Source organism: Isoptericola sp. NPDC056605 (assembly GCF_042792795.1).
Taxonomy (GTDB): domain Bacteria; phylum Actinomycetota; class Actinomycetes; order Actinomycetales; family Cellulomonadaceae; genus Isoptericola.
In genome coordinates this window covers 55,418-77,638 of the sequence record NZ_JBHTVT010000010.1, presented here as the reverse complement: position 1 = coordinate 77,638, position 22,221 = coordinate 55,418, and the positions used below count along the sequence as shown (strand labels likewise).

Here is a 22,221-nt window from a genome sequence, read left to right as displayed (position 1 = left end):
AGGATGCCTACGGTGGACATCTATGCCGAGCACCGCTGCCTGATGGGCGAGCACAAGCGGATTCCCGAACGATATCGCGGGCTAATCATCCCGTGCAAAGAGTGTCCTCCAGGACCAGCCCAAAGTCGCCGGACCCGTTTTACTGCATTCTGGGGAATCGTCGCGGTCCTCGCGCCGTTCATAGCCGGAGTCACGCTTGTCGCGGCAGACGGTCCCGCGACGAAAACAGGTCAAGGCACAGACGTGTCGAGAAATGCTCTCGATCTAGACTCAGCAACCGTACTGACGGGTTTGGCCGCCATAGCAGCCATAGGAATTCAAGCGAGCATCTCTCAGAGCTCACGCGCCACCGCGTTGGCACGCGGAACCTCGGTCAGCCCCCGCGACGACTACATGACAGCTTCGCATTACTTCCTACTCACCGGGATAGCAGCGGCCCTCGCGCTGTGCATCGCCGCCTGGCGGCTACTGCAGTGGGATCTCGTCACCGCAGCAGTCGCACTGCTTCTCTGCTGGGTTCTAGGTGTCGAATCTGCACACAACCTCCTGCACGAGCCTCGCGAACTGGCAGAAGAGAGGCTGGCCAGGCGCCTGGAGGCCCGTGGACGAGTCACCGGCCGACAGGATGCGATCCGCGCTCTCGCACACCGCACCCGCGGTGCGGTCACAGTGGCCACAGGAGCATTGGTGGCGACAACGTGCATCGCTGCCGTAGCGATCGACGGAAGGTTCGCGACAGCACTTGTCGCCGTGACCGTCTACGTACTTACCGCGTTCACCATTTTCGGATACTTGACGCTGGAACTTCCAACTCGATGGCCCGGTGTTGCGCTAACTGTCTTCGCCGTCACATACGCCAGCCTTGCACTTGCACTTGTCGCCCTTGGCCGAGACGACGCTGGGACTATCAAATGGCAAATCGGCGCGTTCGCTGCTTTCGCGAACGTCACGACTCTCTTGATGGTGACGTTCGGCCTGTGGGGAGTGGGCCCACTCAAACCGATTTCAGCAATCCTACTAACTCGCCGCGATCAGCGCATACATCGGAAGTTCGCACTCGCCACCAGCCTTTGATCACGGTGCACTTATACCGACATGAACAGGCAAATCACGACCACGACCAGCCGATAACGTCACTCCCCCACGAGCGTCACCAGCCGCGACCTGCCGGTCGCGTCCTTGATGGCCTGCAGCACGACGTCGGCGTGCGGCTCCAGCGCGCTGACCTTGTCCAGCGGCGCGCCCACGACCAGCTGGAAGCCCAGCCCGCGCCAGGCGCCGACCGCTCGTCCGGCGAACCGGGCGTCGGCCTTGATGAAGGCCTCGTCGAGGAAGACGGGTGCGTACCGGGGGCGCTCCGCCCCGGCGTCGCCGAGCTGGTAGCGCAGGGCCGCGCCGACGATGAACGCCACGAGCTCCTGCGACTCGCCGCCGGACTTGCCGGCGATGTGGTCGTAGACGCTCACGTGGTTGCCCTCGAGGTCCACGCACTCGGCGCTGACCCGCACGTGGTCGCGCACGTCCACGAGGCGCCGCCGCTCGGGGCTGTCCGGACGGATGCGGTCGATCAGCCGGCGCATCCTCTCGTACCGGCGCTCGTGCTCGGCGAGCGGGACGTCGCCCGCCGGCGTGGTGGCGAGCTCGCGCAGCCGGCGCCGGAACGAGACGACGTCCGAGGCCTCGACCGGGGTGGCGGTGATGCGCAGCCGGTGGGCGTCGTCGCGGAACGGCAGCGTCGCGAGGATCGCGTTGACCGGCTCCATGCGGTCGCGGATCTCCGCGACGGCCTGCGCGATGCCGTTGTTCAGCCGGGTGAGCTGGTCGCCCGACATCTGCCGCAGGTGCGCCGACCACCGGTCGCGCAGCCGGTACAGCTGCTGGTACTCCAGGTCCTCGTAGATCCGCAGGAAGTCGGCGTACGCGCCGTCGGGGTCGGCGCTGCGGTTCGGGTCGGGCCAGGTGTCGTTGAACCGCTCGAACAGGGCCGCGAGGGCCGCACGCGCCGCGCGCTCCGCCTCCTCGGCGGCGTCCCGCGCGTGGTGCAGCTCGCGCACGACGGCGGCCACGGCCGTGGTGAGGTCCGCGAGGCCGCTGCCCGACGCGCCCGCCACGCCGGACCAGCCGACCTGCGCCATGAGCTCGGCAAGCCAGAGCTCCTGCTCGCCGGTGAGCTCGACCCCCTCCTCGTCGGCAAGGTCGACCGCGTCCGCGACCTGGTCCACCTGGTCGCTGAGCTGCTCCCACGCGGCGCCGAGCTCGGTGACGCGCTGCTGCGCGGCGGCCCGCTCCCGGTAGAGCTCGTCGACGCGGGCGCGCAGGGCGTCCTCGTCCGCCTTGAGCGCGCGCAGCACGTCCGAGCCGGCGACGAGCGCCTCGAGCCGGTCCCGCCGCTCGGCGAGCCGCTCCTCGGCGCCGCGCACGTCCACGTCGTCCCAGGTGGCCCGCAGCGCGTGGCTGTACGCGACGAAGTGGTCGGCCTCGCCCTTCTGCCGCAGCCGGGCGCCCGCGAGCGCCTCGGAGGCCTGCCGCAGCTCCTGGTGCGCGGCCGCGATCTGCTCGGCGAGCTGCTCGAGCCGCCGGTGGTTGCTGAAGCCCAGCGCCGACGCCCGGCCCTGTCCGCCGTGCGCACCTCGCCGGCCCTCCGACGTCTGGCCCGACCGCGAGAGCGCCAGGTCGTGCCGGGCCAGCTCGGTCGGGTCGTCCACGCAGACGTAGGCGAACCGCTCCGCCAGGCGGCCGGCGAGCCAGCCGCCGAAGGGCCCGGCCTTGACCTCGAGCCGCCCCGGGAGCAGCGCCCGGTCGGCCTCCTCGTACAGCGCGAGCCCGGTGGGGACACCCTCGAAGCGCACGCGGACGGGCGAGCGGACGGCGTCGATCGCGGACCGGAACGCGTCGAGGCGCGCCTCGTCGACCAGCACGGTGACGGCGAAGCCCCCGAGGGCGAGCCCGATCGCGTCGCGCCAGGGCTCGTACTCGCCACGCACCTCGAGCAGCTCGCCCACGAACGGCAGGTCGTCGGGGCGCAGGCCCGCGGCCCGCGCCAGCGCCTCGCGCGCCTCGTGCAGCTCGCGCGGCACGTTGCCGCGCCGCGCCTTGAGCGACGCCTCCTCCCGTTCCAGCTCGGCCAGGGACCGCATCGCCTCCTTCTCGCGCGCGGCGGCCTCGACGACGGACTCGGACAGCGCGTCGGTGTGGGTGTCGCGCTCGTCCAGGTACCGGCGGGCGTCGGCGTGCAGGGCCTCGAGCTCGCGCCGCGTCCCCGCGTCCCGCTCCAGCGGTGCCAGGTGGCCCTCGAGCTCGGCGCGGGCGCGCCGGGCCTCGGCCAGCCGCTGCTCGGCGGTGCGCACGTCGCGCTCCGCGGCCTCGATGGCGTCGCCGCCGTTGCGGCGCTGGTCGGCGCGCACCTGCTCCAGCTCGCCCTGGGCGACGGTGAGCCGCTCCTCGGCGACGGCGACCCGCTCGGCCGCGGCCTTGTGCTGGGCCCGGTTCTCCGCCTCGCCGGCCCGCAGCAGGTCGAGCTGAGTGCGGTCGCGCCAGGCGGTGAACGGCGTGGGACGGGCCGACTCGGTGCCGGGTCCGGTTCCACCGGCGCCGCCGTCGGGCCCGAGCGCGTCCACGAGACCGCGCCGCGCCGCGGCGTCGTCGATCGCGACCCGGTGCTCCAGCATCGGTCGCAGCACGTCCACCTGCCGCTGCGCCGTGTCCATCTCGGCGCGCACCTCGCTGAGCTCGTCGAAGTGCTCGACGGCGCGCTCGGCCACCCGGATCGTCTCGGGCTCCTCCAGCACCATCGCCTTGTAGAGCGAGTCCACGGTGGTGATCTGCTGGCCGGCCTGGATCCGCCCGAGCAGCTGCATGGCCTTCTCGCCGTCGCCCGCGGCGCCGATGCCGAGCGCGGCGTGCAGGCGGGTGGCGAACGCCTTGTCCGTGTCGAACGACGCCAGCCCGGCCGCGGTGAGCCCGGCCTTGCCGAACCGCTGGGCCGCGACCGGCTCGAGGTCCCGCAGGCTGAAGTCCGCGTCGACGACGGCGCGCACCGCGACCGTCTCGTCGGCGCGCTGTGCCCCGCGGGGCACGTACCAGGCCCGCAGCGCCGTGAACCGCTCGCCCGCCTGCGAGGACCACGTCATCGCGATCGCCGACCAGGTGTCCGACGTCTCGCCGCGCAGCACGCGGTCCTTGGCCCGCGCGGACCCCGCCGTGCGCTCCTCGTCGAGCTTGCCGCGCGCGTAGGAGACGACGTTGCGCTGCTCCTGCCCGCGCGCGCGCCCGCTCGTGGCCGTGTTCGACGCGCCGTTGAACGGCGTCGTGTGGCTCATCATCAGGGCGATGTACGCGTCGAGCAGGGTCGACTTGCCGGACCCGGACGCGCCCGTGAGCAGCGTCGTCGTGCCCGCGAACCGCACCTCGTGGTACCCGTGGTAGCCGCCCCAGCTCACCAGCTGCATGGAGCGCGCCGTCCACTGCCGCCCGTCCGACGCCGTCGGGATGAGCCCGAACAGCGACTGCTGCATCCGGGGTGGGGCGACCTGCTCCGCCGCGTCGCTCGTGATCGTCACGCGCGGGCCTCCTCGTCCTCGTCGACCGCGTCGGTCTCGTCCTCCGTGGTCTCGACGGGCTCGACCGCCGGGTCGCGCAGCCACGACGTCAGCTCCCGCAGCCGCTCCACGGGGAGCAGGATCTCCACGACGGGCTGCACGCGGTAGCGGCCCTCGGCGACCTCGTCCAGCACGTGCTCGCGCACGAGCGTCGCGACCGCGTTGTCGACCTCGCGCCGGCGCGCGGCCAGGTTGGTCTCGTCCGCGGCGAGGAACCCGAGCGCGTAGTCCACGAGCTCCTCGGCGTCCACGTGCGCGGCGCGCTCGCCCGCGCCCTGCTCCTGCCGGAAGCGGTTGCGCGCGAACAGCATGAGCAGCGTCTCGACCCGCTTGTACGGCTCGTCCTTTAGGAGCACGGGGATGCTCAGCCCCGCCTCGCGGACCTGCCGCTTGTAGGCGATCTCGTAGTCGCGGTCGACGACGAGCTCCACGAACAGGTCGTGGCAGCGCGAGGCGAGCACGTTCTGGTGCGCCAGCAGCGCCTTCCACTCCGCCGGGTGCGCCGCCGCGGACAGGTAGCGCCGCTGCAGCACCAGCGCGAGCGCGCGGCGCGCCTCGTACGGCAGCACGCCCGTGTCGCCCGCGAACAGCGACGCGTCGTCGTCGGCCAGCGCGGGCACCTCGACGAACGCGGCCCCGCCCACCACCGGCTCGGTCGCCGGCTCGGGAGCCCGCTCGGTCGTCGTGTCGGTCATGCGTCCTCCTCGTCGTCGGGCGCGTCGCCGGGAGCCGTGAGGCCCACGAGCGGCACGACCAGGTCGCGCGTGCTGCCGTCGGCGCGCACGGCCGTCACGCGGCGCAGCCGTGCCGCGGGCACGTCACCCATGCCGCTGTCGCCGCCGAGCGCCTCGTCGAGCGCGTCCGGCGCTGCCAGCTCGAGGTAGCCCAGCAGCTCCACGGGCCGACGCAGCTCGGCCGGGCCGGCCGCGAACACCTCGTCGGCCGTGGCCCCGCCGCGCTCGCGCAGCACCCGCGCCGCATGGGCGACGGTCTCCTCGTAGCGCGGGCCGCCCATGCCGCGCAGGCCTCCCAGCACCTCCCCCGGCGCGCCCGCGGCGTCGTGGCCGGGGTCGTCGAGGTCGGCCAGCGCGTCGGGCGGGGTGTCGGGGCGCAGGTCGTGCGGCTGCGCCCGGAACCGGCCGAGACGCGCCCGCTCGAGCCAGCGCAGCGGCTCCACGCGCGCCGCCCGGCCCGACGTCGGGAACCACTCCGCCATCGCCGCGGTCGCCTCGCGCAGCGCGGCGTCCAGCTCGCGGTCGCGCAGCGGGTTGTGCACGGTGAGCTGCTGCGTGATGGTCCGCGACGCGCGCGCCTGCGCGTCGAGCACGCCGTCGACGGCGGCGAGCAGCTGGGAGTACAGGGCCCGCACGGACTCACGGCGGTCCGCGGGCAGGTCCGCGGCGAACGGGTGCGCCAGCACCGCCCGGACCCGCTCGTCGACCTGGCCGAGCAGCTGCGGGTCGCGCAGCAGCTCCATCGCCCCGGAGAAGGCGCGCCCCTCGGGCGTGCGCTGCATGAGCGAATCGGAGGCCTCCAGGTAGGCGCCCAGCACCTCACCGGTCGGGCGCTCGTCCTGGCGCAGGCCCGTGACGATGCTGCGTTGCAGCTCCGCGATCGACTCGGCCACGCGGGCGAAGTCGGCGGGCAGCTCCCGGACCAGCGCGGCCACGTTGTCGAACTGCTCGACCAGCCGGTCGGTGGGCGCCTGCACGACGGGCCCGCCCGCGTCGAGGCGGGCCAGCTCGGCCTCGGCCACGGCGATCTCGTCGCGCGCGCGGGCGACCTGCTCCCGCAGCGCCCGCTGCTGCGACTCCCGGTCGGGTCGGGCATCGCGCGCGAGCCCGTCCAGGGCCACGAGCAGCGTGCGGATGCGCGACTCGCTGACCAGGGCGCGCGCCCCCTGCGTCCGGTCGACGAACGCGAGCGCCTCCGCCGCGTGCGAGCTCACCTGGTACTGCTCGACGCCGTCGTCGTCGAGCGCGCGCACCAGCCAGCGGCCCGCCACCCAGCGCGAGCAGAGCGCGCGGGCGGCGGCGTCGGGCACGTCGTGGCCGGCGGCGCGCGCCTCGGCGAGCAGGTCCTCGACCTCCACGTGCATCTGCTCGGTCGGCACGGTGGCGCGGCCGGGCGTGAAGATCAGCGACAGCAGGGCGACGACCAGCGGCCCCTCCTTGCGGTGCAGGAGGGCGAGGGAGGGCGTGCCGAAGGCGCCCTGGCTGCGTGCCAGGGCGCCCTCGAGGCGGACGGTCGCCAACTCAGACGACGATGTTGACGAGCTTCGGCGCGCGCACGATCACCTTGCGCACCGTCGCACCGTCGATGGCGCGGACCACGTTCGGCTCCGCCAGGGCGGCGGCCTCCAGGTCGGCGTCCGAGATGGACGGTGCCACCTCGAGACGCCCGCGCACCTTGCCCTTGACCTGCACGACGCACGTCACGGTGTCCTCGACCAGGTACTGCTCGTCGGCGGTCGGGAACGGCTCGCGCGCCAGCGAGCCGTCGTGCCCGAGCCGCTGCCACAGCTCCTCCGCGATGTGCGGGGCGATCGGCGCGACCATGAGCACCAGCGGCTCGACCGCCGCGCGCGGCACCCGCTCCAGGGACGTGAGGTGGTTGTTGTACGTGATGAGCTTCGCGATCGCCGTGTTGGGCCGCATGTGCTCCATCTCGACGCGCACGTCCGCGATCGCACGGTGCATCGCCCGCAGCGTGGCGGTGTCGGGCTCGTCGTCGGTCGCGACGAGCGCGCCCGTCTCCTCGTCCACGACGTTGCGCCACAGCCGCTGCAGGAAGCGCTGCGACCCGACGACGGCGCGCGTCTCCCACGGGCGCGACAGGTCCAGCGGGCCCATCGACATCTCGTACACGCGGAACGTGTCGGCGCCGTACTGCTCGTACATCTCGTCCGGCGTGACGACGTTCTTCAGGGACTTGCCCATCTTCCCGTACTCACGGTTCACGGGCTCGCCCCGGTACGTGAAGCCGGTCTGCTCGTCGCCCTCGACCTCGCCGGCGGGCACGTAGGCGCCGCGGGAGTCGGTGTAGGCGTAGGCCTGGATGTACCCCTGGTTGAACAGCTTGCCGAACGGCTCCAGCGACGACACGTAGCCCAGGTCCAGCAGCACCTTGTGCCAGAACCGCGCGTACAGCAGGTGCAGCACCGCGTGCTCGACGCCGCCGACGTACAGGTCGACGCCGCCGGCCGGGCCGGACGTCGCGTTGTGGCGCGGGCCCATCCAGTACGACTCGAGCTCCGGGTCGACGACGGCGGTGCCCTTGGCGGGGCCGTCGGTCGAGTCGGTCGGGTCCAGGTAGCGCAGGTAGTACCAGCACGACCCGGCCCAGTTGGGCATGGTGTTGGTGTCGCGGCGGTAGGTCTTCGGCCCGTCGCCCAGGTCCAGGGTGACGTGCACCCACTCGTCGTTACGGCCCAACGGGGCCTCGGGCGAGGAGTCCGCGTCGTCGGGCTCGAAGGTGCGCGGCGCGTAGTCGGGCACGTCGGGCAGGTCGACGGGCAGCATGTCGGCCGGGATCGCGACCGGGCGGTCGTTGGAGTCCCACAGGATCGGGAACGGCTCGCCCCAGTAGCGCTGCCGGCTGAACAGCCAGTCGCGCAGGCGGTACGTGGTCGTCCCCTCGCCGACGCCGCGGGCGCTCAGCCACGCGGTGATCTTCTCCTTGGCCTCTGCCACGCCGAGCCCGTCCAGGCTGATCTCGTCGTTCGAGGAGTTCACCGCGACGCCGTCGCCCGTGTACGCGCCGGCGAAGTCCTCGGGCAGGCCGCCGGCGGGCTCGACCGTGCGGATCACGGGCAGCTCGAACGCCTCCGCGAAGTCGAAGTCGCGCTGGTCGCCGCCGGGCACCGCCATGATCGCGCCCGTGCCGTAGCCCATCAGCACGTAGTCGGCGGTGAACACCGGGACCGTCGCGCCGTTGACGGGGTTGACGGCCAGGTGGCCGGTGAAGACGCCGGTCTTCTTGCCCGCGTCGGCCTGCCGCTCGACGGCGGTCTTCGCGGCGGCCTCGCGGCGGTAGGCGGCCACGGCCTCGACGGGCGTCGCGTGCCCGCCGGTCCAGACGTCGCGCGTGCCGTCGGGCCAGGACGCGGGGACCTCGTCCAGCAGCGGGTGCTCGGGCGCCACGACCATGAACGTCGCGCCGAACAGCGTGTCCGGGCGGGTGGTGAACACCTCGACCTGCGCGCCCGCGCCGGCCGCGTCGTAGTCGCTGGTGCCGACGACGTCGAACCGGACGTTCGCGCCCGTGGAACGGCCGATCCAGTTGCGCTGCATCGACTTGACCTTCTCCGGCCAGTCGATGAGCTCCAGGTCGTCGGTCAGGCGGTCGGCGTAGGCCGTGATCCGCATCTTCCACTGCCGCAGGGACTTCTGGAAGACGGGCATGTTGCCGCGCTCGGAACGGCCGTCGGACGTGACCTCCTCGTTGGCCAGGACCGTGCCCAGGCCGGGCGCCCAGTTCACGGGCGACTCGTCGACGTAGGCCAGCCGCTGCGCGTCCAGCACGTCGCGCCGCTCGTCGTCGGACAACGCGTCCCACGACCTGCCGTCGGCCAGCGTGCGCTCTCCCGAGGCGTACTCGGCCTCCAGCTCGGAGATGCGTCGCGCACGGCCCTTGCCGCCGTCGGCCTCGGCGTCGTACCAGGAGTCGAAGATCTGCAGGAAGATCCACTGCGTCCAGCGCACGTACTCGGGGTCGATCGTGGCGAACGTGCGACGCGAGTCGTGCGCCAGGCCCATGCGGCGCAGCTGACGCTTCATGGTGACGATGTTCTGCTCGGTGGTGGTGCGCGGGTGCTGTCCCGTCTGCACCGCGTACTGCTCGGCGGGCAGGCCGAACGCGTCGTAGCCCAGCGCGTGCAGCACGTTGTCGCCGCACATCATGCGGAACCGGCCCACGACGTCCGTGGCGATATAGCCCAGCGGGTGCCCGACGTGCAGCCCCGCCCCGGAGGGGTACGGGAACATGTCCATGATGAAGAACGGCTGGCCTGCGGCGTTCCGGCCGTCGCCGTCCGTGAGCGCACCGTTCGGGTTCGCCGCCCAGAAGGTGCCGCGCTCCTCCCACAGGTCCTGCCAGCGCTCCTCGATCTGCTGGGCGAGGGCGGGCGTGTAGCGGTGGGTGGGCTCCTGGGAAGGCGCGGTCGGAGCCTCGGATCGGGCGGGTGCGGTGTCGGGCGTGCTCACCCGGCGAGTCTACCGGCCGGGACCGCACGACCCGGCCGGATATTCACACCCCGAAGGACTCGACCAGCGGCCCGCCGACGGCCAGCAGCAGCCAGCCGATCGCCACGACGTACCCGATGATCAGGACCAGGCCGCGGTTGCGCACGACGGCGCGGCGCAACCCGTCGCTCGCCGGCAGGTGGCCCTCCTGCACGGCGTGCACCACCTGGAACCACAGCAGCGGCCACACGATGGTCCACACCACCATGCAGGCCGGGCACAGCCGCACCAGCGCGTAGAAGCTCGACCACATGAGGAAGAAGATCAGCAGCTGGGCGAGCACCGTCACCGCGAGCAGCGACCGGTGGTACCACCGCGGCAGCCGCGCCCCCGCGAGCAGCACCACGCCCGTGGTGATCACCACGGGGAACGCCGCGACCCCGATGTAGGGGTTCGGGAAGCCGAGCAGCGTGCCCTGCCAGGACATCATCGCGACGCCGCAGTCGAGGAAGACGTTGAAGCTGCAGCTCGTCACCCGGTTCGGGTCGAGCAGCTTGAGGTACTCCTCGATCGCCAGCCACGACGCCGCACCGAAGCCGATCCCGCCCAGCACGGTCAGCAGCACGCCGTACGCGCGGGCGGTCAGGCCGCGCGCGGGTGTCGCGGGCACGCCCTCCCCCGCCGCGTCGTCGGGGATGTCGTGGGTCTCGTCGCGCACGCTCGGGCTCACGGGCGCGACCGTACCGCACGTTCCTGGGGGCCCGGCCCGACGACGTCGGCGAAGCCCCGCCGGGACCCTCGGCGCCAGGTCAGCCCGCGTGCGCCACGCGCTGCCGGCCGAAGGCCAGCACCATCGCCAGGCCCACGAGAGTGAGCGCGACGCCGACCCACGCGGGCGCGAGGTACCCGTAGCCCGCGGCGATGACGAGCCCGCCGAAGAAGGCGCCGCTCGCGTTGCCGATGTTGAGGGCGGAGTGGCACAGGGCCGCACCGAGGGACTGCGCGCGCGGCGAGAGGTCCATGAGCCTGGTCTGCATCGCCAGGCCGAGGGTCTGGGACGTGACGGCCAGCAGGAAGAGCCCGACGACGGCGGGCACGGGCGACGTCCCGACCAGCGCGAACAGGACCAGCGACAGGGCCGTGGCGACGAACCCGCCGACCACGGTGCGCAGCACGTTCCGGTCCACCAGCCTGCCGCCGAGCAGCGTGCCGACGGTCATGCCGACCCCGAAGACGGCGAGCACCCAGGGCACGGCGCTCTCGGACATCCCCGCGACCTTGGTGACGGTCGGTGCGACGTACGTGTAGACGGCGAACAGGCCGCCGAAGCCGATCGCACCCGCGGCGAACGAGATCCACAGCGGGCCGTTGCGCAGCGTGCCCAGCTCCTTCCGAACGCTGGAGTCCACGGGCCCCCGCTCGGGCACGAAGCGCCAGATGCCGAGGAGGGTCACGGCTCCGAGCACCCCGATGACGACGAACGCGGCGCGCCAGCCGAGGTTCTGCCCCACCGCCGTCGACAGCGGGACCCCGACGACGTTCGCGACCGTCAGGCCGGTCATCATCATCGACACGGCGTGGCCGCGCCGGCCCGGCCCCGCCACCGCGGCGCCGACCGCGGCCCCGACGCCGAAGAAGGCCCCGTGCGGCAGGCCGGCGAGGAACCGCCCGACGACCAGGCTCTCGATACCGGGCGCGGCCGCCGACAGCACGTTCGCCACCGTGTAGAAGCCCATGAGGCACAGCAGCAGCCGCTTGCGGGACATCCGCGCGGCCGCGACGGTCAGCAGCGGCGCGCCGACCACGACGCCGACGGCGTACGCGGTGATCGCGTGGCCCACCACCGGGTCGCTGACGCCCAGGTCCGCGCCGATCTGCGGCAGCAGGCCCATCGTGGCGAACTCGGTGGTGCCGATCGTGAACCCGCCGACGGCGAGCGCGAACAGCGCGGCCCCGACGTGCTCGGGGCGGGGTGTGCGGCCGGTGCGGGCCGTGGCGGCGCTCGCGGGCGTGGTCGTCGAGGTCACTCGCCTCTCCTCGGGATCGGATCGCGCACCGGGGTGCTCGAATCGTTTCGAGACGAGGCATCGACGGCGGTGCGCCGTCCAAGCGCTCACGTCGTCGGGGAACCGGGTCAGCCTACGCGCGCACGACCCAGATGCGCGAGGCCGCCAGCAGCCCGAGATCCACGCCGACCTCGCGCCCGTCCGCCTCCCACGTCACGCCGACGGTCCCGGCGAACTCCCGCCGGGACGTCAGCCGCACCGGCAGGTCCAGGTCGATGCCGAGGTCGGCCAGGTACCGCAGCGCCTCGGGATCGGCGTCGGAGATCCGGGCGACCACTCCCCCGGCGCCGGCCTCGAGGTCCACCAGCGGCACCGCCTCGGGGCGCACCACCCGCCCGTCGGCGAACGGGATCGGGTCGCCGTGCGGGTCGCGCTCCGGGTGGCCGAGCCGCGCGGAGATCCGCTCGACAAGGCGGTCGGACACGGCGTGCTCCAGCACCTCGGCCTCGTCGTGCACCTCGTCCCACGCGTACCCGAGGTCGCGCACCAACCACGTCTCCAGCAGCCGGTGCCGCCGCACCATCACGAGCGCGTAGCGCCGGCCCAGCTCCGTGAGCCAGACCCCGCCGTACGGCTCGTGGCCTAGCAGACCCTGCGTCGTCAGGCGGCGCACCGTCTCGGAGACGGTGGACGGGCCCACGCCCAACCGGTCCGCCAGCAGCCCCGTCGTGACCTTCTCGTCCGACCACTCCTGCGCCGACCAGACCGCCTTGAGGTAGTCCTGAGCGACGGGGGTGAGCTCGTCCGGGTCGACGGCCTGCGGCGGCGTGGTGGGGCCTGGCGTGGTGGGTTCGGGCACGGTCCGAGCCTATCCGGGCGACCGCCCCTACGGCCCCGACGCCTCGTCGGCCGGCGGCACGACGTCGGGCACCGGCTCGCGCTCGCCCACCGTCGCCGCGCCGTCGGGCGTGACGCTCACGACCTGCACGTCGAGCATCCGCCGCGTCGCGGGGTCGAACCGCAGCACCGTCATCTCGGCCGTGCCGTGCAGCGGCCCGACGGTCGGCTGGTTGGGCGCCGCGCCGGCGGTGGAGCCGTTGACGTACCGGACGCCCTGCCCCACCTGCTCCGGCCCGGACCTGCTGTGCGTGTGCCCGGACACCTGGAACGGCACGCACCCCGTCTCGAGGGCGTCGAGGCCCACGGACGGCGTGTGGATCAGCAGCAGGTCGACGCCGTCGCGGTCCTCGCACGCGGTCGCGGCGAGGTCCGCCGCCTGCTGCTCCGGCGTCCGCTCGCGCGCGACGTTCGTGCCGACGCCGACGCGCGTCTCGAGCGCGTCCCGGTCCCCGAGGATGCGGACCCCCTCGACGTCGACCACCTGGCCGTCGAGGATCTTCTGGCCGTGCGCCGCCTCCTGGTCGGACGTGACCTGCGAGTCGTGGTTGCCGTCCGACACCACCATCGGCACCCCGCGCGGGACGGCCGAGGCGAACGAGTCGACGCAGACCTTCTCCACCGACGTGCCGTTCATGGTGGTGTCGCCCGCGTTGAGCACGACGTCGGCTCCGGAGCGTTCGATCGTCGTGCGGATCAGCGGCGTCATCCCCGTGTTGCAGTGCAGGTCGGAGATGACGACGAAGGTGACCGGCTCGTCCTCCGGGCCGCCGCTCGGCAAGGCGCGGGGCGGGACGGCCGGCACGGTGGGCTCGGCAGGACCCGGGGACGCGAACTGGGTGCCGGCCGCGGTCGCGGACGCGGCCGCCTCGGAGGCGAGCCGCGCGTCCCACGCGGCCGACAGGTCGTCGTCCGCGCTCGCGTAGAACTCCTCGTTGTCCTCGTACAGCTTGACGAGCTGCCCGCCGTAGGTGTCGATGACGCCGGCGAGGCGCCCGGTGATCCGCGCGCCCTCCAGCGCCGTCCCGGCGAAGACCGGCGAGGCGGGCTGCCCCTGGGCGGTGCTGCCGACGGCGCCGGACGTCACCGTCGTCACGACGAGGGCCACGACCACCACCCCCGCGGTGATCTCTCCCGTCCGGGGGGCCATCGCGTCGGCGAGCTCACGTCGTCGCCCGGACCCCAGCAGCCAGCGCACGGCGAACCCCACCGCGACCACCACCGCGGCGGCGCCCAGCGAGCGCCACAGGGCGTTCTCCACCAGCGCCAGGGCGACGCTGCGCACGGCGACGTCCGGGCTGGAGAAGAACTGCAGGTAGCTCTCGAGGTCCTGGCTCAGTGCCGTGAGGGTGTTGGCCGCACCCACCGTGGTCAGGTCGGCGGGGATCTCCTTGACCACCACGTCCACGCCCAGCCCGAGCGGGAGGGGCGAGTCGATCTCCAGCGTGCCCAGCGGGCCGAGGTCGACCACGACCAGGCTGTCGTTGGTCACCGAGTAGACGGCCTCGTGGGGCCCGAAGCCGAGCTCCGTGGTGGCGGTGCTGACCCCGAAGACGAGGCACGCCACGGCCGCGGTCACCCCGGCGAGGGTCCAGCGCACCCAGCGCGGCGGCGTCCGGCGCGTGCGTCTCGTCCGCCCGCCGGGCGGCGTCTCGTCCGTGGCCACCGCCGCGGCGGTGGTGGCGTCCACCGCGGACTCGTCCGCGGTGTCCGCCGAGGTCGGCTCGTCGTGCTGGTCGCTCATCGCGTCCACCCTCGCCGAACGCGGGCGGCGGCGCCACCGTCCTCGCCGGTGGCGCCGCCGTCGCGGGTGTGACACCGCCCTCACGGACGGCGTCGGGCGTCAGGAGCGCACGGCGCGCAGCGTCGTCAGCGCGATCCCCGCGGCGACGAGCACCGCGACGAAGCCGATCGCGGACGTCACGACGACGCCGCTGCCGAACGCCGCGTGCGCGGAGTCCAGCAGCGCCTGCGCCTGGCCGGCCGGCAGGTCGGCCGCCACGCTCGTCGCGCCGCCGAGGGTCTCGGCGGCCGACGCCGCGTCCGCGGCGGGCACGCCCGACGGCACCACGACGTTCGCGTGGTACGACCCGGTGAGGATCCCGCCGAGGACGGCGGTGCCCAGCACCGCGCCGACCTCGTACGCGGTCTCGGAGATCGCCGAGGCGGCGCCCGCCCTGGCGGCGGGGACCGTCGAGACGATGAGGTCGTTGGAGACGGTCTCGGCCGACCCCACGCCGATCGCCAGGACGACGAACGCGAGCCCGAGCCAGCCGGCCTCGCCGCGCCCGGCGACGAGCGCCGTGACGAGGTAGCCGACGGCGGACAGCGCCAGCCCGGCCGCGACGACGTGCGACGGTCGCACGCGGCGCACGACCTTCACCACGGCGAGGCCCGCGACGACCATCGCCACGGTGCCCGGCAGCAGCACGAGCCCCGCCTGCACGGGCGAGAGTCCGATGACGAGCTGCAGGTCCTGCGACACGAAGAACAGGAAGCCGACCAGCGAGAACACCGACAGCAGGTTCACCAACACGCTGCCGGTGAAGGCGGGCACCGCGAAGAGGCGCACGTCGAGCATCGGGTTCCGGCGGCGCAGCTGCCGGCGCACGAAGAGCACGCCCATGAGCAGCCCGACCGCGATCGACGCGAGGCCCAGGGAGGGCAGCGCGCCCTTGGCGAGCGTCTTGATGCCGAACACGACCGGGGTCATCGCCGCCATGACCAGGACGATCGAGACCGGGTCGACCGGGCCCGGCGCCGGGTCGCGCGACTCTGGCACGAAGACCGGCGCGAGCACGAGCAGCAGGGCCAGCACCGGCACGGCGAGGAGGAACACGGAGCCCCACCAGAAGTGCTCGAGCAGCAGGCCGCCGACGATCGGTCCCACGGCCGAGCCCGCCGCGAAGCCCGCGGCCCAGATCGCGATGGCGAGGCGACGCTCGTCGCGGTCGGTGAACACGTTGCGCAGCAGCGACAGCGTGGACGGCATGAGCATCGCACCGAAGAAGCCGAGGCCCGCGCGGCCGGCGATCAGCGCGCCCGCGGTCGGCGCGAAGGCCGCGACGGCGGACACGACGGCGAAGCCGACGGCCCCGATCAGGAGCAGGCGGCGGCGGCCGACGCGGTCGGCGACGGAGCCCATCGGCACGAGGAGGCCGGCGAGCACGAGCGGGTAGACGTCGACGATCCACAGCAGCTGCGTGCCGCCCGGGGCGAGGGCCTCCGAGATTTGCGGCAGGGCGAAGCTGAGGACCGTGTTGTCGATCGAGACGAGCAGCACCGGCAGCATCAGCACGGCGAGGGCCGCCCAGCGACGCCCGGCGCCGGCGGGGCGCGCGGGGGCGAGGCGGCTCGTGGCCGAGGGAGTGGGGTGCGTCGTCACCTGGGTCTGAGCCATGAACCTGAGGTGCCTTTCACACGCTGCGGACGGCCGGGGCGACATGGTGATGCCGAACTTCCGCACCGTCCAGCCGGTACAGTAACACCTCGCCACTAGGCTGTCGACATGCCTCCCGCCCCCGCCGCCCGAGCCAAGGTCCTGCGCGCGTTCGCCGAGCTCCTCGTCGAGTCCGGGGAGCGAGCCGCGACGCTCGACGCGGTGGCCGAGCGGGCCGGCGTGTCCAAGGGCGGCCTGCTCTACCACTTCCCCTCCAAGGACGCCCTCGTCGAAGGGCTGCTCGACCACCTGGCCGTCCTCACCGCCGCCGACGTCGACGCCATGCGCACCGCCCCCGAGGGCGCGACCGACTACCTGCTGCGCACCTCGACCGTCATCGGCGGCGAGTTCGAGGTCGTGTACCTCGCCGCGTCCCGGGTCGCGCAGGGCGCCTCCCCGCGCGCCCGCGCCGTCCTCGACGACGCGCAGACCGCCTGGACGGCCGCCGTCCAGGACGAGCTGGGCGACCCCGTGCTCGCGCGGGCCGTCTCCCTCATGGGCGAGGGCCTCTACACCCTCGCCTCCGTCGGCGCGACCGGCCCGGACGACCACGAGATCGACGAGCTGCTGACGCTCGTGCGCGAGATCGCCGCCGCCCGCGCCCCCGCCGGGGGCGCCCCGGCGTGACGGGGCGGGCTCAGCCCGTCTTGCGCTCCGCCGTCTTCGTCGTGGGCGTCTTCTTCGCAGGCGCCTTCTTGGCCGGGGCCTTCTTCGCGGGCGCCTTCTTCGCCGCAGGCTTCGTCGCCGGGGCCTTCTTCTTCGCGGGGGCCTTCTCCTCCGCCTCGCCCTTCGACCCGCCCTTCGACCCGCCCTTCGAGCCCGAGACGCTCCGGCGCAGCGCCTCCATGAGGTCGATGACGTCCGCGTCCTCCTTCTCGGGCTGCTCGCCGAACGTCTCGGAGGTGTCGAGCGCGTCGCCCTGCTCGATCTTGGCGTCGATGAGCTGGCGCAGCTGCACCTGGTACTCGTCCTCGTACTCCTCGGGCGCGAAGTCGGCCTCGTAGCTCGCGACGAGCTGGCCGGACATCGCCAGCTCCTTGTCGGACACCGTCACGGACCCGTCGAGCGAGGGGAACGCGGCCTCGCGCACCTCGTCCGCCCACAGCAGGGTCTGCATCACCAGCACCTCGTCGCGCACGCGCATCGCCGCCAGCCGGGTGCGCTGGCGCAGCGCGAACTTCACGATCGCGGTGCGGTCCGTCTCCTCGAGCGTCCGGCGCAGCAGCACGTACGCCTTCGGGCTCTTGGAGTCCGGCTCGAGGTAGTAGGTGCGGTCGAGCATGATCGGGTCGATCTGGTCGCTCGGCACGAACTCGACGACCTCGATCTCCCGGTTCGCCTCCGCCGGCAGCGCCGCGAAGTCGTCCTTCGTGAGCACCACGGTCCGCTCGCCGTCGTCGTAGGCGCGGTCGATGTGCTGGTACGGCACCTCCTCGCCGTCCAGCTCGCACACCCGCCGGTAGCGGATGCGCCCTCCGTCCTCGTCGTGCACCTGGTGCAGCGGCACGTCGTGGTCCTCGGTCGCGCTGTACAGCTTGACCGGCACGTTGACCAGGCCGAAGGTCACAGCGCCCTTCCAGATCGCCCTCATGCGACCATCGTCACGCGAGCCGCCGGACCCCGCCAGCGTGCGCCGGCGCCGGCCGGGCGGATGTCGGACGCCGCGCCTACGGTCTCGCCATGGACACCGCCACGACGCGCGAGGTCGCGCACGCCTACGCCGCGACGCTGGAGCGCCGCGACTGGGCCGCCTTCGGCGCACTCCTCGACCCCGACGTCGTCTACGAGATGCCGCAGAGCCGCGAGCGGATCCGCGGCCGCGACGCGTACCTCCGTTTCAACCAGGAGTACCCCGGCGACTGGCACCTGACCGTGCGGCACGTGGTCGCGGACGGCGCCCGGGCCGCCCTGTGGCTCGACGCGCGCGTGGGCGACGAGCGGATGATCGCGAACGTCTGGCTCGACGTCTCCGACGACGGCCTGGTCCGGCGCGTCACCGACATCTGGCCCGAGCCGTCCGAGCCGCCGGCCGGGCGCGAGCACCTGGTCGAGCGGTACGACGCCGGCTGACGGGCCGGTCCGACCGGCCGGGGCGTCAGCCGACGAGGCCGAGCACGCCCACGACGCCCACCAGCAGGGCGAGCAGCATCGAGACGCCCACCAGCACGGCGTGCACGGTGAAGAACCGGGTGGGGCGACCGGCGTCGTCGCGGGCGCGGGGGTCCTTGGTCACGCGGCGCCAGAACGAGGGCCACACCGCCAGGTTCCACAGGGCGGCGACGAGCAGGACGACGGACCAGACGACGGGGATCTCCACGGTGTCGAGTATCGGCCACGACCCGTCCGGCGAGGAAACCCTCAGGCGAGCAGGCCGCCCTGCAGCGCCAGGAGCACCGCCCGGGTGCGGTCCTTGGCGCCGAGCTTGAGCAGCACGTTGGACACGTGGTTCTTCACGGTGCCTTCCGCGAGGTAGAGGGCGTCCGCGATCTCGCGGTTCGACCACCCCTGGGCCATGAGGCGCAGCACCTCCCGCTCCCGCCCGGTGAGCTCCGCCTGCGCGACGTCGGCCGGCGCGGGCCCGGAGCGGACCGCCCGCAGCAGGCGCGCCGTCACCGCGGGCTGCACCAGGGTGTCCCCCGCGGCCAGGGTCCGCACCGCGTCCGCGAGCTGCTCCAGCGTCACGTCCTTGAGCAGGTAGCCCCGCGCCCCCGCCTGCAGCGCACGCAGCACGAGAGCGTCGTCGTCGAACGTCGTCAGGACGAGGACCGCGACCTCCGGCCCGGCGGCGCGCAGCGTCTCCAGCGCCCAGATCCCGTCGCGGCCGGGCATCCGCAGGTCGAGCAGCAGCACGTCGGGCTCGTGCTCCCGGACCGCGTCGACCGCCGTCGCGCCGTCCTCGGCCTCCGCGACCACGTCGATGCCGCCCGCGATCTCCAGCAGGCTGCGGATGCCGTGCCGCACGAGCGTCTGGTCGTCGGCGAGCACGAGGCGCACGCGGTCGCGCGGCCCCCCGGGCGCGGGGCGCGCCGTCACGACGCCGCCCGCGCGGCGAGGCGTGCCCGCACCGTGAACCCCGCCGACGCGTCGAACGTCGCGCCCCCGCCCAGGGCCTCGGCCCGTTCGACGATGCCCGCGAGCCCGTGCCCGATCCGGACCGGCTCCGAGCCGAGGCCGTCGTCGCGGGCGACGAGGGTGAGGGCGCCGTCGTCGTCCGCCGCGACCTCGATCCGCAGCACCGTCGCCATCTCCGCGTGCCGCACGGCGTTGGTCACGACCTCCTGGGTGACGCGGACCAGGGCCGCCGTCTGCTCCTCGTCCGCGACGACGTCCTCGGCGACGTCGACCTCGACCCGCGGGGACGGCACGGCGGAGGCGACGGCGGCGAGGGCCTCGCGCAGGTCCGGCGCGCGGCGGCGCAGCTCGCCCACCGTGGCGCGGACGTCGCCGAGGAGCTCGCGCGCCACGGTGCGGGCCCGCTCCACGTGCTCCGCCGCGCGCTCGGGCGGCAGGTGCGCCGCGGACTCGAGCTCCAGCGTCAGCACCGTGAGCTGGTGCCCGATGAGGTCGTGCAGCTCGCGGGAGATGCGCAGGCGCTCGGACGCGCGGGTCGCCTCCTCGCCCAGCACCATCGCCGCGGCGAGCTCCGCGTGGGCGACGGTCAGCTCGGTGCGCATCCGTTGCTCGCGCTGCAGCGCCACGCTCACCGCCGCGCTGGCCACCTGAAGCAGGAGGTAGAGGCCGAGCGAGAGCACGACCTCGAAGGGCCGCGCGTCCCCCGGGGCGAGCAGGAAGGCGACGAGCAGGGCCAGCGTGTTCGCCACGATCACGACGACGACCACGCGCGTCGGACCGACGTACGTGCTCAGCGCGGCGCCGAAGACCAGCAGGATGGGCAGCCAGCCGATCCCGGGCACCGTGATCACGAGGGCCGCGGTCAGCAGCGCCTGGGCCGCGAGACCGGCGTAGGCGGCGCGGGTGCGGGGCGGCCGCAGGACGACGACGACCGTCGCGGCGAGCCACGCGAGCGCCAGCAGCACCCAGACGGCGAGCGGCACGAGCATCCGGTCCGGCTCCGCCACGAAGGGCACGGGCACGACGACCGCCAGGCAGACGACGAGGATCGTCAGCCCGGACGTCTCCTCGGGTCCCAGCCGGCGCACGGTACCCACGCTATCCGGCGAGCCCGGACGACGAGGAGTGCCGGAAGTCATGGGCGCAGGTCGTGACCGGCGGCACGCGCGACGGCGCCGGCCGCGTCCGTAGCGTCGCCGCCATGACCGCACTCGTGGCGCAGCACCTGCGCAAGACCTACCGCACCAGGGGCCGCGGCCGCCCACCGGTGGTCGCCCTCGACGACGTGAGCCTCTCCGTGGGACCGGGCGAGGTGGCCGGCGTGCTCGGCCGCAACGGCGCCGGCAAGTCCACCACCGTGGAGCTCCTGGCCGGCGCCCGGTCCCCGGACTCCGGGCGGGTGCGGGTGCTCGGGCTCGACCCGCGCGCGGACCGCGGCCGGGTGCGCGGCGTGCTCGGCGTCCAGCTGCAGGGCGCGTACCTCCACGGCGCGCTGACGGTCCTCGAGCTCGTGCGCCTGTACCGGTCCTTCTACCCGCGCGGCCTGGACCCCGACCTACTCGTCGAGCGCGTCGGCCTGGGCGCCTCGCGCGACGTCCGCTTCGAGAAGCTGTCGGGCGGGCAGCAGCAGCGGGTCTCGGTCGCGCTGGCCCTCGTGGGCGCGCCGCGGGCCGTCATCCTCGACGAGCTCACCACCGGCCTGGACCCCGAGGCGCGGCGCAGCATGTGGTCGCTGGTCGAGGACCTGCGAGCCGACGGCGTCACCGTCCTGCTCGTCAGCCACCTCATGGAGGAGGTGGAGCGGCTGTGCGACCACGTGACGATCCTCGACGCCGGCCGTGTCGTCGCGCGCGGCACCGCCGCCGAACTGATCGACCTGGCCGGCCTGCGGCCCACCGTCACCCTGCGCACCGACGACCCCGGCGCCGCCGACCTCCTGACCCGGCTGCCCGTCGTCGAGCACGTCGACGCGACCGGCCCGCGGCTCGTCGTCGCGGGCGCCGCGGCGGCGGGGACGACGGCGGCGGACGACCCGTCCCGCGGCGACCTGCTGCACGCGGTGGGCGCAGCGCTCGCCGCCGCGGGCGTGGTCGCGACCGAGACGCAGCTGCGCCGGCCCACCCTCGACGACGCGTTCCTCGCCCTCACCGGAAGCCCCCTGGAGGCATCATGACCACCGCCCGCCATCCCACCACCCCCCGCGTGCTGGAGCTGCCCGAGCCGGGCGCTCCCCCGCGCCCGGTGCGGCCCGGTGTGGGGGCGTGGCTCACGCTCACCGTCGCCGAGGCCCGGATGGTGGCCCGCGACACGGCCGGGCTCGTGATCCCGCTCGGGATGCCGTTGCTCATCCTCGTGATGAACGGGCTGGCGCCGGGCCTGGACCAGGTCGTCCCCGGGACGGGCGGGCGCACGGCGCTGGACGTCTACGTGATCCCGCTGACGCTGACGATGGTGGTCGCGACGGTCGGCGTGATCAACATGCCGAGCTTCCTCGCCTACTACCGCCGCTCCGGGATCCTCAAGCGCCTCGGCGTCACCCCGGCGTCCCCGGCGATGGTGCTCGGCGCGCAGGCCTTCGTCGGGGTGGTGCAGATCCTGCTGGGCATCGCCATCGCCCTCGGCGTCGCGTTCGTGTGGCTGGGAGCCTCGCCGCCGGCCGACCCGTGGGTGGCGGCGGGCGTGCTGGCGCTGGCGATCGCCGCGATGTACGCGGTGGGGATGTTCGTGGCCGCCGTCGCGCCGACGCCGGGTTCCGCGGTGGCGATCGGCCTCGTCGCGTTCTTCGGCCTCGCGGCGCTCGGCGGGATGTTCGGGTCGCGGGAGAACCTGCCCGACGCGCTCGCCACGCTGGGCGGCTGGCTCCCCTTCGGCGCCTCCGTCGACGCGCTCGGCGCGGCGTGGGCCGGCGTCGCGTTGCCGGGGTCCGCCCTCGTCGGGTTGGTTGCGACCACCGTCGTCGCGGGCGGCGCGGCCGCCGCGTGGTTCCGCTGGGAGTGACGGCCCCGGGCGGCGCACGCGCCACCCGG

The 22,221-nt window shown here is 73.8% G+C and carries 18 protein-coding genes; 5 read left to right on the top strand and 13 right to left on the bottom strand.

Going from position 1 to position 22,221, the window contains the following annotated elements:
- Positions 1 to 12 precede the first annotated feature (12 nt).
- Positions 13 to 1,074 carry a hypothetical protein gene (locus ACFQ8Y_RS12085; protein WP_430585598.1) on the top strand — a complete coding sequence of 354 codons (1,062 nt, stop codon included), beginning with the start codon at positions 13 to 15 and terminating at the stop codon, positions 1,072 to 1,074.
- A 59-nt stretch (positions 1,075 to 1,133) separates the two neighbouring features.
- Here the strand turns inward: ACFQ8Y_RS12085 and ACFQ8Y_RS12080 are convergent, their stop codons facing one another.
- The 9 genes from ACFQ8Y_RS12080 to ACFQ8Y_RS12040 form a co-directional block, all read right to left on the bottom strand.
- Positions 1,134 to 4,559 (bottom strand): ATP-binding protein, encoded by a 3,426-nt coding sequence (locus ACFQ8Y_RS12080; RefSeq protein WP_430585597.1) that lies wholly within the window; start codon positions 4,557 to 4,559, stop codon positions 1,134 to 1,136.
- On the bottom strand, positions 4,556 to 5,293 hold the full coding sequence (locus ACFQ8Y_RS12075; protein WP_430550101.1) for a DUF4194 domain-containing protein: 738 nt from the start codon (positions 5,291 to 5,293) through the stop codon (positions 4,556 to 4,558). The genes ACFQ8Y_RS12080 and ACFQ8Y_RS12075 overlap by 4 nt, the downstream gene beginning before the upstream one ends.
- Entirely contained in the window at positions 5,290 to 6,852 is a 1,563-nt protein-coding gene (locus ACFQ8Y_RS12070) for a DUF3375 domain-containing protein (protein WP_430585596.1), read from the bottom strand. The genes ACFQ8Y_RS12075 and ACFQ8Y_RS12070 overlap by 4 nt, the downstream gene beginning before the upstream one ends.
- Before the next feature lies 1 nt (position 6,853).
- Positions 6,854 to 9,802, bottom strand: coding sequence for a leucine--tRNA ligase (leuS, locus tag ACFQ8Y_RS12065; RefSeq protein ID WP_430585595.1), 2,949 nt, complete (start codon positions 9,800 to 9,802; stop codon positions 6,854 to 6,856).
- A 43-nt stretch (positions 9,803 to 9,845) separates the two neighbouring features.
- Positions 9,846 to 10,511 (bottom strand): vitamin K epoxide reductase family protein, encoded by a 666-nt coding sequence (locus ACFQ8Y_RS12060; RefSeq protein ID WP_430585594.1) that lies wholly within the window; start codon positions 10,509 to 10,511, stop codon positions 9,846 to 9,848.
- Between the two features lie 79 nt (positions 10,512 to 10,590).
- Entirely contained in the window at positions 10,591 to 11,808 is a 1,218-nt protein-coding gene (locus tag ACFQ8Y_RS12055; RefSeq protein WP_430585593.1) for an MFS transporter, read from the bottom strand.
- 112 nt (positions 11,809 to 11,920) lie between these two features.
- Entirely contained in the window at positions 11,921 to 12,646 is a 726-nt protein-coding gene (locus tag ACFQ8Y_RS12050) for a metal-dependent transcriptional regulator (protein ID WP_430550106.1), read from the bottom strand.
- 27 nt (positions 12,647 to 12,673) lie between these two features.
- Positions 12,674 to 14,428 carry a metallophosphoesterase family protein gene (locus ACFQ8Y_RS12045; protein ID WP_430585592.1) on the bottom strand — a complete coding sequence of 585 codons (1,755 nt, stop codon included), beginning with the start codon at positions 14,426 to 14,428 and terminating at the stop codon, positions 12,674 to 12,676.
- 99 nt (positions 14,429 to 14,527) lie between these two features.
- Positions 14,528 to 16,084, bottom strand: a complete 1,557-nt coding sequence (locus ACFQ8Y_RS12040; RefSeq protein WP_430550108.1) for an MFS transporter — start codon at positions 16,082 to 16,084, stop codon at positions 14,528 to 14,530.
- Between the two features lie 108 nt (positions 16,085 to 16,192).
- Between ACFQ8Y_RS12040 and ACFQ8Y_RS12035 the strand changes: the two genes are divergently transcribed.
- Positions 16,193 to 16,750 (top strand): TetR/AcrR family transcriptional regulator, encoded by a 558-nt coding sequence (locus ACFQ8Y_RS12035; protein ID WP_430550109.1) that lies wholly within the window; start codon positions 16,193 to 16,195, stop codon positions 16,748 to 16,750.
- Between the two features lie 10 nt (positions 16,751 to 16,760).
- Here ACFQ8Y_RS12035 and ACFQ8Y_RS12030 read toward each other — a convergent pair whose 3' ends face one another.
- Positions 16,761 to 17,714 carry a Ku protein gene (locus ACFQ8Y_RS12030; RefSeq protein ID WP_430585591.1) on the bottom strand — a complete coding sequence of 318 codons (954 nt, stop codon included), beginning with the start codon at positions 17,712 to 17,714 and terminating at the stop codon, positions 16,761 to 16,763.
- Positions 17,715 to 17,803: 89 nt separating this feature from the next.
- Between ACFQ8Y_RS12030 and ACFQ8Y_RS12025 the strand changes: the two genes are divergently transcribed.
- Entirely contained in the window at positions 17,804 to 18,193 is a 390-nt protein-coding gene (locus tag ACFQ8Y_RS12025) for a nuclear transport factor 2 family protein (RefSeq protein ID WP_430550111.1), read from the top strand.
- A gap of 25 nt (positions 18,194 to 18,218) precedes the next feature.
- Here ACFQ8Y_RS12025 and ACFQ8Y_RS12020 read toward each other — a convergent pair whose 3' ends face one another.
- Genes ACFQ8Y_RS12020 through ACFQ8Y_RS12010 form a run of 3 tightly spaced genes read right to left on the bottom strand, consistent with a single transcriptional unit; the run spans position 18,219 to position 20,283 of the window.
- Complete coding sequence (locus ACFQ8Y_RS12020) at positions 18,219 to 18,440, bottom strand: SCO4848 family membrane protein (RefSeq protein WP_430550112.1); 222 nt, start codon at positions 18,438 to 18,440, stop codon at positions 18,219 to 18,221.
- A gap of 41 nt (positions 18,441 to 18,481) precedes the next feature.
- Positions 18,482 to 19,156: a response regulator gene (locus ACFQ8Y_RS12015; RefSeq protein WP_430550113.1), complete on the bottom strand. Its 675-nt coding sequence runs from the start codon at positions 19,154 to 19,156 to the stop codon at positions 18,482 to 18,484.
- Positions 19,153 to 20,283 carry a sensor histidine kinase gene (locus ACFQ8Y_RS12010; RefSeq protein WP_430585590.1) on the bottom strand — a complete coding sequence of 377 codons (1,131 nt, stop codon included), beginning with the start codon at positions 20,281 to 20,283 and terminating at the stop codon, positions 19,153 to 19,155. The genes ACFQ8Y_RS12015 and ACFQ8Y_RS12010 overlap by 4 nt, the downstream gene beginning before the upstream one ends.
- 113 nt (positions 20,284 to 20,396) lie before the next feature.
- On the opposite strand from ACFQ8Y_RS12010, the gene ACFQ8Y_RS12005 reads away from it, so the two are divergent.
- The gene (locus ACFQ8Y_RS12005; protein WP_430585589.1) at positions 20,397 to 21,368 is read left to right on the top strand and encodes an ABC transporter ATP-binding protein; all 972 of its coding nucleotides are present in this window, start codon (positions 20,397 to 20,399) and stop codon (positions 21,366 to 21,368) included.
- Positions 21,365 to 22,192, top strand: coding sequence for an ABC transporter permease (locus ACFQ8Y_RS12000; RefSeq protein ID WP_430585588.1), 828 nt, complete (start codon positions 21,365 to 21,367; stop codon positions 22,190 to 22,192). The genes ACFQ8Y_RS12005 and ACFQ8Y_RS12000 overlap by 4 nt, the downstream gene beginning before the upstream one ends.
- The last annotated feature ends 29 nt before the right edge of the window (positions 22,193 to 22,221 follow it).